The 15555-nt window shown below is 46.4% G+C and carries 12 protein-coding genes and 1 pseudogene; 6 read left to right on the forward strand and 7 right to left on the reverse strand.

Annotated elements, in window-relative coordinates; translation table 11 throughout:
- Positions 1-171: 171 nt before the first annotated feature.
- Positions 172-1074: a copper amine oxidase N-terminal domain-containing protein gene (locus AM231_RS16890; RefSeq protein WP_054403740.1), complete on the reverse strand. Its 903-nt coding sequence runs from the start codon at positions 1072-1074 to the stop codon at positions 172-174.
- 579 nt (positions 1075-1653) lie between these two features.
- Here AM231_RS16890 and AM231_RS16895 point away from each other — a divergent pair.
- A complete protein-coding gene (locus tag AM231_RS16895; protein WP_242615219.1) occupies positions 1654-2109 on the forward strand; it encodes a DinB family protein in 456 nt (151 codons plus the stop codon).
- Positions 2110-2249: 140 nt separating this feature from the next.
- Here the strand turns inward: AM231_RS16895 and AM231_RS28315 are convergent.
- A pseudogene (locus AM231_RS28315) lies at positions 2250-2981 on the reverse strand (IS1595 family transposase); the annotation flags it as partial.
- 93 nt (positions 2982-3074) lie between these two features.
- Between AM231_RS28315 and AM231_RS16905 the strand changes: the two are divergent.
- Complete coding sequence (locus AM231_RS16905) at positions 3075-3560, forward strand: hypothetical protein (protein WP_054403741.1); 486 nt, start codon at positions 3075-3077, stop codon at positions 3558-3560.
- A 98-nt stretch (positions 3561-3658) separates the two neighbouring features.
- Here the strand turns inward: AM231_RS16905 and AM231_RS16910 are convergent, their stop codons facing one another.
- The 3 genes from AM231_RS16910 to AM231_RS16920 form a co-directional block, all read right to left on the reverse strand.
- On the reverse strand, positions 3659-5860 hold the full coding sequence (locus tag AM231_RS16910; protein ID WP_054403742.1) for a DEAD/DEAH box helicase: 2202 nt from the start codon (positions 5858-5860) through the stop codon (positions 3659-3661).
- Complete coding sequence (locus AM231_RS16915) at positions 5857-7194, reverse strand: ATP-binding protein (protein WP_054403743.1); 1338 nt, start codon at positions 7192-7194, stop codon at positions 5857-5859. Before AM231_RS16915 ends, AM231_RS16910 begins: the two co-directional genes overlap by 4 nt.
- 63 nt (positions 7195-7257) lie before the next feature.
- Positions 7258-9393, reverse strand: coding sequence for a TerB N-terminal domain-containing protein (locus tag AM231_RS16920; protein WP_054403744.1), 2136 nt, complete (start codon positions 9391-9393; stop codon positions 7258-7260).
- Positions 9394-9533: 140 nt separating this feature from the next.
- Here AM231_RS16920 and AM231_RS16925 point away from each other — a divergent pair, with 140 nt between their 5' ends.
- Both AM231_RS16925 and AM231_RS16930 read left to right on the forward strand, forming a co-directional pair.
- Entirely contained in the window at positions 9534-10196 is a 663-nt protein-coding gene (locus AM231_RS16925; protein WP_053490531.1) for a M50 family metallopeptidase, read from the forward strand.
- Positions 10197-10385: 189 nt separating this feature from the next.
- The gene (locus tag AM231_RS16930) at positions 10386-10772 is read left to right on the forward strand and encodes a hypothetical protein (RefSeq protein WP_054403745.1); all 387 of its coding nucleotides are present in this window, start codon (positions 10386-10388) and stop codon (positions 10770-10772) included.
- 68 nt (positions 10773-10840) lie between these two features.
- On the opposite strand, the gene AM231_RS16935 is transcribed toward AM231_RS16930, so the two are convergent.
- Positions 10841-11440, reverse strand: coding sequence for an acyl-CoA-like ligand-binding transcription factor (locus AM231_RS16935; protein ID WP_479724487.1), 600 nt, complete (start codon positions 11438-11440; stop codon positions 10841-10843).
- A 206-nt stretch (positions 11441-11646) separates the two neighbouring features.
- Complete coding sequence (locus tag AM231_RS16940) at positions 11647-13155, reverse strand: DHA2 family efflux MFS transporter permease subunit (protein WP_054403746.1); 1509 nt, start codon at positions 13153-13155, stop codon at positions 11647-11649.
- Between the two features lie 512 nt (positions 13156-13667).
- On the opposite strand from AM231_RS16940, the gene AM231_RS16945 reads away from it, so the two are divergent.
- Both AM231_RS16945 and AM231_RS16950 read left to right on the forward strand, forming a co-directional pair.
- A complete protein-coding gene (locus AM231_RS16945; RefSeq protein WP_131724769.1) occupies positions 13668-14321 on the forward strand; it encodes a hypothetical protein in 654 nt (217 codons plus the stop codon).
- Between the two features lie 220 nt (positions 14322-14541).
- Complete coding sequence (locus tag AM231_RS16950) at positions 14542-15177, forward strand: hypothetical protein (RefSeq protein WP_054403748.1); 636 nt, start codon at positions 14542-14544, stop codon at positions 15175-15177.
- Positions 15178-15555 lie beyond the last annotated feature (378 nt).

The raw sequence follows: 15555 nt of genomic DNA on the forward strand, positions 1-15555 counted from the left end.
ATGGTAAAACAAACCGACAAACAAATGGGTATTATCCGGATCGGACGGTTTCGGAGTTGTTGGCAATACTGATGCATATGTATACTGCCAAGAAAAGAAGTTCACGACACTAGTTAAAAGTAAGGTTATGAGTATAATCTTCTTTATTAGCTTCATAAGTCACTTACCACGTTATTTAAATGGATTAACTAAAAACGCAAGATGATCAGCTATCGTATTAATATAAATATATTCGGCTTCTTTCACCTGATAATTGCGCCAATTGGGATCAAAGTCTTTATCATTTTCACTCCAACTTTGATATGTCTTTGTGAAAGTTTTATCCGAGTAGCGCTCTGGAAAAGCATTACTTCTATGTCTTGGCTCCACACCTTCCTGTAGATATGCCATTTGCCCAACTCCTTTATGGAATCTGGCTTTCAGATAAGGGTAATTGTTGGTAGTCCATTTTTCTTCCCAAACATCATAGAGGATAAAACCATCGAAACTTAAAGGCAGATCATCAATAGTGAAAACATAAATGTTTTCTTTACCCTCAGCTAGAAATTGTGCAGATCCAAATAAATGCCTAAATTTTTGTAGCGGATACTCCTTTATAGTCTTAACTGTTCTGTAATCAGGAACTTCCTTCGATCCGATCCAAACCCAATTCCCAACCTGATCCCAGTTAACCGGGACACCTAGATTCTCACTAACAAACCGCAGTGGAACATAAGTCCGACCTTTAATTGCTTTGGCTGGTGTATCCATTGCCACTGTCCTACCGTTTACCAGTGCCTGCTTGCTGCCCAGTGTCAAAACAATTTGGTTGTTGTCTTTCGTATAGCTGACCTTTTTCCCATCGAATCCAATCTTGGCTCCAAGTGCCTCCCCGATCCCGCGCAGCGGCACCTGCACTCGACCGCTTTCTTGAAACGGCTCTCCTCCTTTAAACTTCACTTTACGGGCATCTACAAGCACCTGAACTTTGCGATACTCCACTTTTGCAGCATCTGCCGTGGTTGGTCCCACAAATAACCCAAGTATCGAAGATGTGACCAAAGCGCCCATGAGTAAACTTTTTACAAGTTTCATAGAATCAACTCCCATTTCCTAATTTCCTTGAATAAGGGAAGCGGTTCCAACAATGCAACTTCAACTTCAACTTCAAATTCCATTCCCGTTCATTCTGGATTCCGCTACCGTCATTCTACATAAAACCCATTACACTACACACATATCTCTATGTACTAAGCCTCTAATCTCCTTTCTACGCCCTTGCTTAGGGACGTCAACCCGCCTCTCTCAATCTCACCGGAATTTACATTTGTACATATATTGAGAGAAATTATAGTTATTTTATCATAAAAACATATATTTTGGTATAATATGCCTATTGTTGTGATAGTCTAATAGTCTCCCTTAACTATTATTCGCCTTTTAGAACAGCGAACAACCCTGAAAGTTCATTTCAGGAGAATGGAATGAACTTTCAGGGTTCCTATATATATTTTTAAGGCTATTTTCTAAAATATTGTTGCTAAGTAAAAATAGCTATCATAACTCATATTAATAACATTCAAATATTGAGAACATATGTTCTTTACAGGTTCGATTCCTTTAAAGTATAATAATTCCAGAATCTAAATTTTAAATATGGTGGGAGAGAGTCAAATGAGCTTGAAAGCAATTATTAGTTATCAGGACACAACCAAAGAGATAGCAATGTTAAAAGAAAATGAAGAGTATAAAATGCTTGACCCTATTAAAGAAGGGAAATGGTCAATTAGGGAAATAATTGGACATCTACACTATTGGGATAAATTTATTTTAGAACAACATATCCCTTTCATGGCGCAAGGAGCAAATCTAATTGCATTCCCTGATCATGATTTCCACAATAATGAAGGAATTCAGTATATCAGTAGCTTCAAAAATGTGGTTGCTTTAATTCATGAGGTTGTATATACACGAAACCAATTATTTGAGGCTATCGATAGCATTAATAGCGATCTACAATTCACTATTGGTTCGGATGAACGACCATTTACTATTGAAAGTTACATTAGTATATTTTCAGAGCATGATATTCATCATTTAGAGCAAATCAGGAATAAACTGTCACGCTAATTGTTAGACCCTTAAATATGAACATAGACATGTCCACTGTCGAGTTTGATTGAAATTAGTTGGCTTGTTAAAAAGAGTTCACTCTTGTAAAAGAAGGCTTCTGGGAAGCAGCTAATAATATTGTGTTAGAAAGTGACTTGTCGTGTAGCCACACCATCAAAACGCCTCAACCAATATTTCAGTTCACCGTGATATCGATTAACGTGTTGAATATGATAAATCCCCTTTTTTACATATCCATCTGTTCGAACATTTATTACTTCATGATTAATGTTATTTTGCTGGGCTAATGACTTGTAATTAGTGGCAGAATCCGTACATAACACGGCTTCTTCATGAAGAAGATCCCCCATTACATCATTAATTTGAGATGCTGTAACTCGTCCATGCCCAGCAATTTGTGAAAAAATAGCACCATTACGGTCAAGAGCGACCACGATGGATACTTGTTCATCACTTATCCCACGTTTTTTAGCTTTACCGCCTCTTTTACGAGGCTTACGATGTGCAATGCCTCCTTTTTTGCCCTTTTCACTTTCCAAGACATAAGTTTCATCACTTTCAACAATGCCACATAAAGTGGCATGACCTACTGACCGCAAGGCATTGAGTATCTTGTGCCTCCAATAAAATGCAGTAGCAACGTGAATATCGAGTTCAACAGCTATTTTGGGCAGTGACTTCCCTTTGTTTTCAACCATCAGTAAAAAATATTTCATCCATTTTTCAGGACTGTGTGTGCCAGAAAGTGGCGTTCCGCTTATGTCGTTAAAACTTTTTCTACAATCCTTGCATAAGTATCGTTGACGCTCGCGATAAGTACCGTTTCTCTTCACACGAAGACTCCCACAATGAATACAAGCTAAACCATTCCGACGAACTCCATTAATAAAATTCAAAAAAAGATCGAACGGGAAATACAAAATCATTCTACCTTAGCACTAAGTAGCAACCCTTACGATTACGTGAATAACATCAAAGGAATTGAGAGCATTGTTGATTTAGGATACAGGGCATTACCTTATATTGAACAGAATATTGACGAGAGCGAGGGTAGTGGTCTTATGGATTACATTTTAGCTATTGCTGCTGAAAAAATAGCTAAAGTAGACCTCAAGAAAAACTCAAAGACATTTTGGGACACTGGTAATGCATTTTCACAGCAGTGGAAAAAACAGCTTCATCAAACTCCACAAGAAGTTAATAATATCGCAAATTCAAACCTCTCAGCTGATGAGAAAATCAAGTCATTAGAATCTCTCGGTATACCTGCAATTCCATTCATAATAGAGAGGGTTAAAGAAGGCAATAACGAGTTTTTCCCTGCAATACCACTAATTTTAGGGGAAGAAAGTACACTTCAATCATCTCAATCCGGGAATGAAGCAGCATGGATGAAGAACAACGAAACGAAATTTGAAGACTTAAAGGCATACGTTCTATCGAAATAAAACAAATTACTAAATACAGCCATGAATACTGGGGTCCCCCAATTCATGGCTGTATTTATTATAAAACAAACTCATGTCGAACCATTACGACTATCACACTAGCCTTTCAGATCATTGACTGCCCCCAGCGCTTCAGCCAATCCACCTAGGTCCAATCCGTCGGCAGCAAAAGCGGTGCGAACGAGCTTCGGTGGGACGAACTCGTCATATTTGCCGAGATACGGCGCCTCGTCCAGGTCAAGGAGGTCGCCAGCGTCCTCGCATTCGGCCAGTTCCTTTTTAATTTCCTCCATCAGCGTCTTATTATCAACCTTGCCCGCGACAACCATATAATACGGCTCCATCGGCACGATGGAGCGCAGGGCCAGTCGCTCGGACAGATTATGCTTCAGCAATCGCTCCAGGGTGCGGAACTGCTTGCTGCCCGCCCAAGGCAGGATGAACAAGGAGTCGCCGCCTGCTGGAAGAACTACCTGCTTCAGCAGTCCGCTTTCCCGAGCTAGTCGGCGGGCCCGCTCCAGGCGATTGACTGCCCCCGGCGCCAGGTACGGATAGATGGCGCTGTCGGCCAGCACCTCCCGCATCTTCTGTACCACCCGGGTATGCACATCGCCGCCTGCACCAAGCCACAACGTATCGACCTTGCCCTTGGCCGACTTCACGTACAGGGCTTTATGCTTCGTATCGACTTCCTCCACCTTCCACAACTTGCCCGCCAATGAGAAGCAGTAGCCCGGTGGCGGCACGGTCGTAATCGATCCGATTTCTTCGGAACCGTTATATACAACATGCTCTTCATCATCCTTGAACACCGCATAGAAGCGGTAGTTGTTCACGATCTTCTCCCCACCAAGCCCGATGATTAGGCTGCCTTCTTCCGTACGCTGGATATGATCAGTCTGAAGCAAATACTGCAAGAACTCCTTGTATTCCTCCGGCTCAATGCCGCGGAAAGCTGGCAGTGTCAGCACCGCTCTCGCCAAATCCGGGGGTTCTGCCTCGCCCATGCTCTTGAGCGTGCTCATCGTCTGATGATAAAGCACGCCCACAGGCTTCTTCCGCAGAGCCAGCGGCTCAACCCACTTCTCGCGAATATAAAGCTCAATGACCGCGATGGCCCGAAGCAGCATCCATGGCATGCGGGCAGGCAGCATAGCCTCCTCATCCTCGTCCTCCGGACAGAGGAACATCATCTCGGAGGCCTGATCTCCACGGCGGCCGGAGCGGCCGAGCCGCTGAACGAAGCTGGAGCAGCTGTACGGCGCGCCCAGCTGGATCACCCGCTCCAGCTCGCCGAGATCGATACCGAGCTCCAGCGTCAGGGTGGCCGCCGCAACTGCCGGCCCCGGACCTTCGCGGAGCGCGGCCTCGGCTTCCTCGCGCAGCATGGCGGAGATGCTTCCATGATGCACATGGAAGACATCCCGCTGCTCGCGCTTGGCGGCAATCCGGCGCAGCTCGAGCGTGGTCAGCTCGGCATCCGAGCGGCTGTTCGTGAAGACCAGCGCTTTTTTCAGATGCGTGTTGTCGTATACGAAGTCGTAATAGGCTTTGCGCGCAAGCTCCAGCTGCTCCGCCTGCTTCTCATCCCGCGCATCCGGGAAGGAGAAATGCTCGACCGACAGCCGCAGCTTCCGTCCTCCTTGCGGGGCGATGACTTCTACCGCGTTCTTCGTGCCCGCGCCCAGCCAGCCAGCTGCGGTCTCATAGTCGCTAAGCGTTGCCGACAACCCGATGCGGCGAGGCGAGCAGGAAGCCATCCGCTCGATCCGGGTCAGCTGGCTCAGCACCTGAATGCCGCGGTCGGCCCCCATAAAGGCATGAACCTCGTCAATGATGACATACCGCAGATCCTGAAACAGCGCCGGGATGGCGTTCGGCCGGTTCATCAGCAGCCCCTCAAGCGACTCGGGCGTAATCTGCAGCACGCCGCACGGCTTCTGCATCAGCTTGGTTTTCTCAGCCTGGGACACATCACCATGCCAATGCCATACCGGGACCCGGCCTTCCTTCAACAGATCGGTGATACGTTCAAATTGGTCGTTAATCAGCGCCTTAAGCGGCCCGATATACAGAATCCCGACTGAGCTGGAAGGCAGGTTGTACAGCTCCGTCAGCGCCGGGAAGAACGCGGCTTCGGTCTTGCCCGATGCCGTGCCCGAAGCAATCAGCAGATGATTCGGCGTATCAAACAGGACGCGGCAGGCTTCCACCTGCGCCTCGCGAAGCGTGTCCCATCTTTTTTTATAGATAAACTCCTGAATGAACGGGGCCAGTCTGGAAAAAGGATTCGCACTCATAATTCAAACTCCGCCAGCAGATCGTCCAAATCGTCCGAAGCCGTTTCGTTCGTCCCTTTGCCCTGCGGCTGTGCCGTAGCGCGTTCACCCAGCAAATCATCAAACGTGGCCTCCGGATGCTGATGCAGCGTATGCAGCAGATCCATGAAATCCCGCACCACCTCGCGGGTGGTTAGCAGCTCCTCAGCCCCCAGCCGATTCACGGCCGTCTGCATGAATGCGATGAGCTGATCATCCGTTAACTGCGCTTCATATTTGAAGTGCAGAGCGTGAATATCCCGCAGCTTTTGCAGGAGGATCAAAATCTCCTCATACGACAGCATGTCCAGCTTCAGAATGGGCGAGGTGTAGGTTTTCAGCGAACCACTGCCGTAACGCCCGTCAATCAGGCGGGAGCGCAGCGCGTCATAACTGAACAGCCCCCGGCGCTCATCCTCGACAAACTGCGGCGTTCCGCCCATATAAATGCCCAAATGCTCCGCTTTGCCCTGCATCGTGTCGTTGAACATGGTCAGCAGCTTCTCGTAGTTGCTCTGACGAGACACGCTGTTGGTGATTTTGTAGAGGTTAACCCCTTCGTCTATGAACAATAGCAATCCCTTATAACCGATGGCAGCCGTGAATTCCGACCACAGCTTCATATACTCGTACCAGTTGTCATCATCGATAATGACCCCGACGCCAAGGTCCTTGCGGGCCTCCGTCTTCGTCGGGACTTCCCCGCGGAGCCAGCGCAGCGCCGCTCCCTTGCGGTCATCGTCGCCAAGCTTATAACCGTTCCAATAAGCAGCCAGCACCTTCGCAAAATCAAACCCGTGCACCAGATTTTGCATGTCGTTCGTCACCGCATAGATCTGCAGCTCCACCCGATCGTTCAGGGCAGGGTCATCCGGGCGCATGCCCGTCTCCTGCATGATGTCCTGCTGGATCGCGGCGATCCATTTCTGCAAAATGGCCTCCAGCGCGCCCCCGTCCGGACGCGTCCTTGTGGACAGATGGGTCATCAGCTCACGGTAAGTGGCAAGCCCTTGCCCTTTCGTACCTACCAGTCGCCGCTCCGGCGACAGATCCGCATCCGCCACCACGAAATCGCGGTCCATCGCGTAGTTGCGGATGATCTGCAGCAGGAAGCTTTTTCCGCTTCCGTAGCGGCCCGTAATCAGGCGGAAGGCAGCGCCGCCCTCGGCGATATTATCCATATCGCGCAGGATGGACTCCACCTCCGGCTTCCGGCCGACAGCGATGAACTCCAGCCCCACTCGCGGCACAACCCCTGCCGTTAAAGAGTTTACGAGGGCCGTTGTGAGCCGTTTCGGTATTTTTAGTTCGGTCATGATCTCACCTCTTTCAAGCATCTATCAAACGTGAATAAGTCTGGTCTATTACAATTCTTCCGCTTACACGCTCTTCAGCGTATCCAGCATCTCTATATAATCATCTGCAATAGACTCCCCATCGATCAAAAGATCACCAATAGTATCCATTGCAGCCTCATTGATCTCATCGAGCAGCAGCGCTGGCATGGAGCCGGCCCGCTCTGCAATCCGCTGCAGCTCAGAACGGTTCGCGCCCGCTTTCAGGGCGTGGAGAACTTCCAGATGGAGAGGACTGAGACGCTCTGCAAGCATCTGCCATTCTTCATCCTCTACTTCCCATTGCCATGCCTGCTCTCTCAAAATGACTTCCTCTATAGACGAGGACTTGGAAATCCCCTCGTTCAAGTCATGCGACTCTGCATCATGGGCAACAACGTGGTTAACATCGGCTTGAGCTGCAGATGCTTTCTCTTCTGGAGAGCCCGTTGATTGCACTAGGTCCACACCGCTGCCGCCTAACGCTTTCGACCTTCTCCCGCTCTCGGCCCCTGTTCCTTCCCAGTTACGGGAGTTCCCAACGGCTTCTACTCTCATATCTTCCGAGTTCCCGGAGTTGATAGGGACTTCAGCTCTCGCTCCCTCCGAGTTCCCTAAGTTCACGAAGGCTTCTTCTCCCGTTTCTTCCAAGTTATCGGAGTTCATTGTAACCTCAGCTCCGCCCCCAAGCGCCTCCGGCCCCTGCAAGGCATCAGTCTCATACGGAACCGCGTCAAAATCCATCACTGCCTGGAATACATCCGGTTTCTTCGCCGCAGACTTTCTAGATGATCGGCCCTTCTTCGTGGACCCGACCATGTTCGTGTCTGCTTCCGCATCTTCGGAGCGGCCTGAGTAAGCTTCTGCTGAAGGGGCTGGCTCCCGTTCCAGCTGGCTGCTGATCACTGCAGCCTGCTGCATGGCTTCCTCCGTAAGCAGCATGTCGCGGACCTGGTCCGACTCCTGCTGTAATCGGCGCAGCTTCCCTGTATCGATCTGAACCTCAGGTATCGCCTGTACGCGCTGGGCCTCTATCTGCTCCTGAATCTCTTTTTTCAAATAACGGGTGATAATCTCTACTATTTCGGGATCCACCACATCAGGGCCGCGCAGCCGTCCCTTAAAACCTCTCAGCTCCCGCAGCTTATTCTCGGTCAAGCGAACCAGCGCCGTTATATAGGAACGCAAAGGTGCATACTCGCTTAAGGACACCACCGTCAGCACGACGCTTCGCCCGTATAACCCATGATCGTACACCGCGCTGCGGAATAAATGCCGTTTCACCTGCCGGGGCCGGGGCTGAAAATGGTCGATGAAGCGCTGCCCCTTGATTTTGGCCCAATAGCTGTCCACGAGTGCAATGACTTTGGGGACATATTGTTCCAGATCTTTGCGGCCTTCCTCCTGATAAAAACGGCTCTTCTCCACGTCATAATCCAGCAGGTCCAGCAGCAGGTCCCATGTCAGCTCTATCGGCTGGAGGGAGAACCGACGCTTCCATTCACTCTCCTTCAGCTCACTGGATAAAACGCGCGGAAAGCGCTCGTACGTTTCCCGAATCGGCATATCCAGACTATGCACAATCATAAAATCATATAGCCACTCACGCAGGTACGTATCCAGCTTGTTATACCGCTTGCGGTAGGCCGTCCATGCCTGTTCCATCAACTCATAACCCTGCACGGGATCGCTCCAGCCAACACCATGGATCAGCTCGTAAAAATAAACAAACAAATAGGACAAGTCCGTATCCGGGTATCGTCCGGATCTTACTTCCTCACGCCAGTAAAAATACCATTTGAACTGGTCGCTGGCCATTTGGTCGTAGGTCGGCCAATAGCTTTTGAAAGGTACAAAAGGGGACTCCCCCTCCACATGCCAGGCGAGCTCCCTTGCCTTCTGCACGAATTGCTGCTCCTTGGTCACGTAGCGGAAGTCTTCATCCCAATTGATACTCAGCGGCTGCTGGGGTTCCACAATCAGGGACTTCTTCGTTGTTGCTGAAGTATCGACTTGTTCGTGCACTGGCTTCTGCAGATCCGTCCGCTTGTCCGGCAGCAGCACGTCCTGCTCATCCCCGGCCAGCTCGAATTCGGCAAAACGAATCCCTTGGTCATTCACGTGCGTAGTATGTTTTATCAAATCAATGTGATTGTCGTTGTTAGGCTTATCATTTGTCATTGAACATGAACCTCCGTCACAACTTCAATTATATCATTTAAACCTGCGGGGACTTCTTTCGTTTTCACATGTTTCCTATCTGTATTATAATGGACGGAATGATAGTGTAGCGAACGACTTTACGCTGAAAGGACCTTCGAATGAATAAATGGTTGAAAGCTTTGTTATTTCTGGTGGGTGCAGCTTTTCTGACGAGGCTGATTCCCTTCTCTTCTTGGTTCCGTATCCTGGATACGATGATCCATGAGCTGGGGCATGCCGTGATGACCCTCCTGATGTCGGGGCGGGTGCTCAGCATCGAGCTGAATCCCGATCACAGCGGCGTGACGTATTCCATGCTGGCTTCCGGCGGGTGGAGTCCGATCGTGGTCTCCCTGGCAGGTTATATGTCGGCATCGCTGTTCGCCATTCTGATGTTCTACGGCTATGCCAAGAAAAAACAGGACACTGGCCTAATCACCATTACCGTGCTTGCCCTCCTTATGATCATCTTCTTCGTTCGTGCTGGATACGGATTGTGGTGGCTTGTTATTTTTATGATCGTGAATCTAATCTTCTATTTCATTGGCGGAAAGATCCGCAATTTCTATTACCTGCTGCTCGCCTTTCTCGTACTGGAAGAGTCCGTGGTCAGTCCACTAACCCTCCTTACCATGGCGCTGACCCGTCCCAAGCAAGCAGGCGATGCCACGAATCTGGCCAACATGACCTTTCTCCCGGCCTTCGTCTGGGCGCTGCTGTTCCTGCTGTTCTCCCTGTGGTGCGCGAAGACGGCACTGCAGCTGTTCTGGAAGAAGCGGTGAATACGATGTATGTGAGACAAACAAAGAAGCCAGCGTTATCCCATGATGCGGATGATGCTGGCTTTTTTATAACGGTTCGAATCTCATAAGGAGCAATGAACATCCTAACATTAAATTAAGATATAACTATTTCGTTCTTAACACGTTTTATATAGAAGAGATGGGTACAATCTTCAGGAGGGAATAGACATGAGAAGAAAAAAACTTGTACTTTCACTGACAGTCCTATTTGTTGCTGCCTATGTTTTGTTCGGCGTATGGATTGCACATGACATAAAGGTTATTTTAGAAAAGGCCATGAGCGGAGCGACCGATCATGCGGATTATATGAACCAAATGACATATCAAAAAATCAATCCAATCGAGCGTGGAGTTAATATTGAAGAAAATTTTACGTATAACAAGAAATCACATCGCATAGGATTTGTTCTGCCGCTGCATTTCTTTTTCGTCTCGAAGGTCTTTGTAACACAACAATATGAGAATGATAGTTTCGGATTTAAGGAACCCATCAATTTAACCCTAAAACTAAAGTTTAGGGGATGGTATGCTACCCAAGCACATATCGAGCCTTAAAAAAGGTAACTCATACTTGTGCGTACTCATGCCTATTTAGAGTTTAAGGGTACTTTTGGGGGACACACTCACAGCGGTAAACCTTCCTCTAATTTGGCCAAGGCTTCATCCAGCATTTTAGCAAAATCCGCCTCAGGATTCTCTGCACAGTAAAACATCACCGAGATGTTTACCCCTACGACAGCCCCAGCAAATGTACGCACAGCTAAGTCATCAGATTTATGGCCCGTGCGTTTGGCTATCATCTCTGTGAGCAGCTGCATGGTCTGGGTCAGGTTATTCAATGTCGCTGCCCTAAGTTCAGGAACTGACATGATAAGCTGATTTCGCTCGCGCATCGTCTTTATCTCATCAGCAGACAACTCGGAGATTCCTGATAACATCGCATTTCTCACCGCCTGAAGTGTACTCAGTTCAGGAGGCTGTTTTTCAAATGAAGCGATTAGGAGAGGATCATAGTTATCTGTGATCATCACATCCTCTTTTGTCGAAAAGTACCGAAAAAAAGTGCTGGGGGAAATCTCCGCAGCCTCCGCAATCTGCTCCACAGTTGTGGCATTATATCCAATTTCGCGAAAAAGCCGCAGCGCATGCATCTGCACGTTTGCCATGGTTTTTGCCTTTTTGCGCTCACGCAATCCGCCGTTCCGTTTATTATTCGTTGACACTTTAATCTCACTCCTTAATGCTAGTTTGTTCAGACTCCATGTCTCCATCCCCCTCTTTACGCCAAGCATGAAGGTACTGAATACAACTCTAGCGCGGGAACGACCTTGAATCGGTTGAATCCGCAAAAGGTGAGGATTTTAATCGAGTCTACATATATAGTGATAGTTTGTTCCATTTAAATGTGTATGTCAAATTTTGAAAGGTGTTAAACTCCAACATCCGTAACTTCATTACGGTGTACCCTCGTCTTTACGAATTTCATCGTTATGAGAACACCGATAACTGCCACTCCCGCGCACACCCACAACGTGATTCCCATTCCATGAACAAAAGAGGACTTTACCGAATCTATCAATGTGTTCGAATGAATCTGGCGAGCCACAGCTACACCAGCCGATACGTTTCGTCGAATCGATTCCACAGCTTCCGCAGGTAACCCTTGTAAATCCAGTTTACTTCGATACCCACTGCTAAGTATGGTGCCCAAGATAGCTACCCCCATCGTTCCACCAACCTGACGTAAGGCCATAAGGAGCGCTGAACCCACACCACTTGTTTCGGCAGTAAGTGCGGACATTGCCTCATCCATGGCAGCTGGCAGTGCAAATCCAATTCCAAGCCCGACAAGGGTTACCCATATCGAGGCAAATCCATAATCACTAGTAACACCCGTATTGGCTCCAATAACCAAAGCAATTCCGAGTACTAAAAAGCCGAATGAAAGAGTGACCTTGGTACCGAAACGGGACTGGAGCAGATCGGATACTTGTGATCCAACTAAAAGCCCACCAACGAGCGGCAATAATCGTAAACCTGCACTTAATGCATCCACCCCTTCCACCGCTTGGAAGTATTGCGGCATTACAAACAACACCCCAAACATGGCAAAAGAAACAACCGTCGCTAATACAGTACCCCAGGTGAAGCTTCGCGAACGGAACAAAGCAGGGTCAATAAGCGGATGACTCGTTCGACGCTCCCATAACATAAAGACCACTAGAAGTACTAGTCCTGTGAGGATTGTAGTAATTGCTGTGATGTCCCCCCAGCCTCTTTCCCCCACTTCAATTACGCCGTAGGTTACACCGACTAGACCGACACTTGAAGTCAGTATTCCGATGAGATCCATCCTTTGATTCTGTAAACCTCGAGATTCTGGCAGAAGGAAAGAAACTGCAAACAGAGCGATAACAATGAGAGGAATATTAATCAGAAACACGGACCCCCACCAGTAATTATCGAGTAGCCACCCACCTAGAACTGGACCGAGCGGGATACCAAAAGCGTTAGCCATCATCCAAACTCCTATTGCCTTAGGCCGTTCTTTTTCAGAAAACATCACGGGTATGATGGACATAGACAAGGGTACCAACAGTGCGGCTCCAAGTCCTAGTAATGCACGCCCTGTTATGAGCTCCCATGGGGAACTAGAATACGCACACACTAACGATGCAGCTCCGAATATAATCAGCCCGATGATGAGCATCTTTTTACGCCCTAACCGATCCCCGAGCAAACCTGCCGGAAGTAGCGCTGCCGCGAATACAAGATTGTACGCATCCGCAAACCATTGAAGTTCCCCATTCGTTGCCTGCATGTCTGTAGCTAAAATAGGCAAAGCAAGGTTGAGGATCGTCATGTCCAAACCTACCGCGAGTATGCCTATGGCCAGTGCCCCCAACACCCACCATCTTCGCTTGTATTGACTGTTCATGGAAGTTACCACCTTTCGCCATTAACTTTTATTGACACTATAAATCAATTGAAAGTTTATGTCATTTGATTTAAACTGTCAATAAATTATTTGGGAAATTCATACACTTTGGCTTTGGAGACAAAATAGCGCACAAAAAAAACCATCCCTTTCGATTAATCAAAGAGATGGTTTTGTCGTGTGTGCTTCATTCATTTTTGCTTTATATCGCTTTAGCTGTGCTCTAGCCGAATAGTCTCAGAGAAACATGATTCATGAACAATCTCACACATTTGTCGGAGAGTGAAACCGCACTAGAGGTATATTCAGGAACACTTCCGTGACCTCAGAACCACATTATGTGAAGAATTCTGCCGAAAATGTAGGAGGATTGGCCTCCTCTTTGTCTAATATATGTAAGTATGGCGTTAGACGAATTCGTCTATTTGGACCTGTCTGGGAAATGGATGAATACGTGGAAAAGAGTTATAGGAAATCAGCGCAAAAATACGAAAACAAGAAGGTGCAAACTCATGACAATGGTAATTGCTCATGTATGGCAGAACAAAATCATTATTATGGCAGATAGTAGATCATCTGCTAGAGATAAAGATGGGAAAATGCTTGAATTTGATGATAAAGCCAATAAAATCATTGAGATTCAAAATAAGCTATTCATTGGTCATGCAGGTTTACGAAAAATACCAATTGGAGAACACTTTGATTTAAATGAAATAACAATGCATTTTATCAAAATGAATCAAAATAAATTGTTTGATTATTCCGGCGAGTTGATTTTCAGAGGATTAGTGGAAACATGGAACAGAACACTAAGCGAGAAGCTGGGACGTAATCCTTTTGATTTAAACAATCGCTTTTGCTTGTTGATGGGAATATTCGAAAATGATAATGGAAAATTAATACCAAAAATTCATAGTTATCAATCTCATTTTAACGAATTTCAATGGGGAGGAACTAAAGCAGTTATTGGTGATGATCCAGTTTATGAGATTATTTTGCCTTATTATGAAACTGATAATGCAGATTGGACATTTGATGAGATTATTGATTTTTATCGAAAAGGATTTTCAGAGGTAATGAATAAAGTTGAGACAGTCGGAGGACCAATTGATATCTTTGTACTTGATGAAGTACCAGAAAAATCATATTGGTTAGATCGAAAATAAATAATCAGATAATATAACGAAGTGTGAGTGATTCGAGGAAGGCGCTGACATCCTATAACACCATGTTCACGCATCGGTCCATTCGGCCCTCGGTCCGGCAGAAGGTAGAAGTGGATTCGGAGAGGGATTTCAGCAGTAGGGAAGGCATATTCAGCCGGACACATCCAACTCCCTAACCGCGTCGCGGCCGCCCCTTCGGGGCTTAAGGGAGTTGGACGTCGTGAATACAAGAACGTTACATGAAATTCATAATACGGAGGGAATGCAATTGTATAATTTCTTTGATAGTAATCTTTTTCAAACAATTATTATTTTTGTGGTTGGTTTTTTTGTGTTTTTTCTTTATAAAAATCAAAAAAAAGATGAGTTAAAAAGTGCTGCAAATATAGTTGTTTTAGAAATAAAAAGTATTGAAGAATCTCTGGATAAACTTAGAGGTTCTAATGACTACTACGAAAGTACGCCAGTAATCGAAATCAATTCATGGGACAAGTATAAGCATTTGTTTGTAAAAAAGCTGGATTTACATCACTACACAACTATTAATGATTTCTTTAACCAAGTTAGTAGAATAGAACAGGAACGAAGAATTTTGAGAAAACAAGTAGAAGTTACAATTTTTGAAAAAGCCAAGGTGCTACAAAAGCAAGTTGTGATGATTGCAAGTGAAACAATGGAAGAGGATATAAATGCTTATGAGGAGAAGATCAATAGAGTTGCTGAGAGGTTTTCTAAATCAAGAGTTGAATTTGTAGGTGCTTTTCCTGCTCGTTTAATTCAGAGACTTTTACAAGAGGTTAATACAGTTACAACTACCACGGCGTTTGACAAACTAAATAACATAGCAAATTCATAGTAGCAATAAACTTCATGTAACATAATATTCACACTTCGGAACCTAACGATTCCTCGGTCCGTCCGAGGAGATTGCAAGGGAGCGGAATCATGCAGACATATTTGCGAGGCTAACTGCGCAAGTGCAGCCGGTCCCTTTGTGACCTTAAGCCTCTCGACGTCGTGAATATCTTATAGTTTAAGAGCTAGATATGCAGATCAAGAACTCCATTTACTGAGGATTAACCGATCATTGTTAGTTAAATAATGATAAAACTACTGCAAGGGAGTTTATAAAGTGAAATGTAATAATTGTGGTTCAGTTAATGTTATTGAAGGGAAGCTTTCGACTGGACTTGATGGTGTAGTATTTACAACGATAACCTCACCTTAAGAATTA

The organism is Paenibacillus solani (genome assembly GCF_001277345.1).
Taxonomy (GTDB): Bacteria; Bacillota; Bacilli; order Paenibacillales; family Paenibacillaceae; genus Paenibacillus_AQ; species Paenibacillus_AQ solani.

Bases quoted from the DNA above. Each gene is read 5' to 3' on its own strand.
- AM231_RS16945 (WP_131724769.1), top strand. From the start codon at position 13,668: ATGACAATGGTAATTGCTCATGTATGGCAGAACAAAATCATTATTATG.
- AM231_RS16895 (WP_242615219.1), top strand. From the start codon at position 1,654: ATGAGCTTGAAAGCAATTATTAGTTATCAGGACACAACCAAAGAGATA.
- AM231_RS16925 (WP_053490531.1), top strand. From the start codon at position 9,534: ATGAATAAATGGTTGAAAGCTTTGTTATTTCTGGTGGGTGCAGCTTTT.
- AM231_RS16910 (WP_054403742.1), bottom strand. From the start codon at position 5,860: ATGAGTGCGAATCCTTTTTCCAGACTGGCCCCGTTCATTCAGGAGTTT.
- AM231_RS16930 (WP_054403745.1), top strand. From the start codon at position 10,386: ATGAGAAGAAAAAAACTTGTACTTTCACTGACAGTCCTATTTGTTGCT.
- AM231_RS16920 (WP_054403744.1), bottom strand. From the start codon at position 9,393: ATGACAAATGATAAGCCTAACAACGACAATCACATTGATTTGATAAAA.
- AM231_RS16890 (WP_054403740.1), bottom strand. From the start codon at position 1,074: ATGAAACTTGTAAAAAGTTTACTCATGGGCGCTTTGGTCACATCTTCG.
- AM231_RS16915 (WP_054403743.1), bottom strand. From the start codon at position 7,194: ATGACCGAACTAAAAATACCGAAACGGCTCACAACGGCCCTCGTAAAC.
- AM231_RS16940 (WP_054403746.1), bottom strand. From the start codon at position 13,155: ATGAACAGTCAATACAAGCGAAGATGGTGGGTGTTGGGGGCACTGGCC.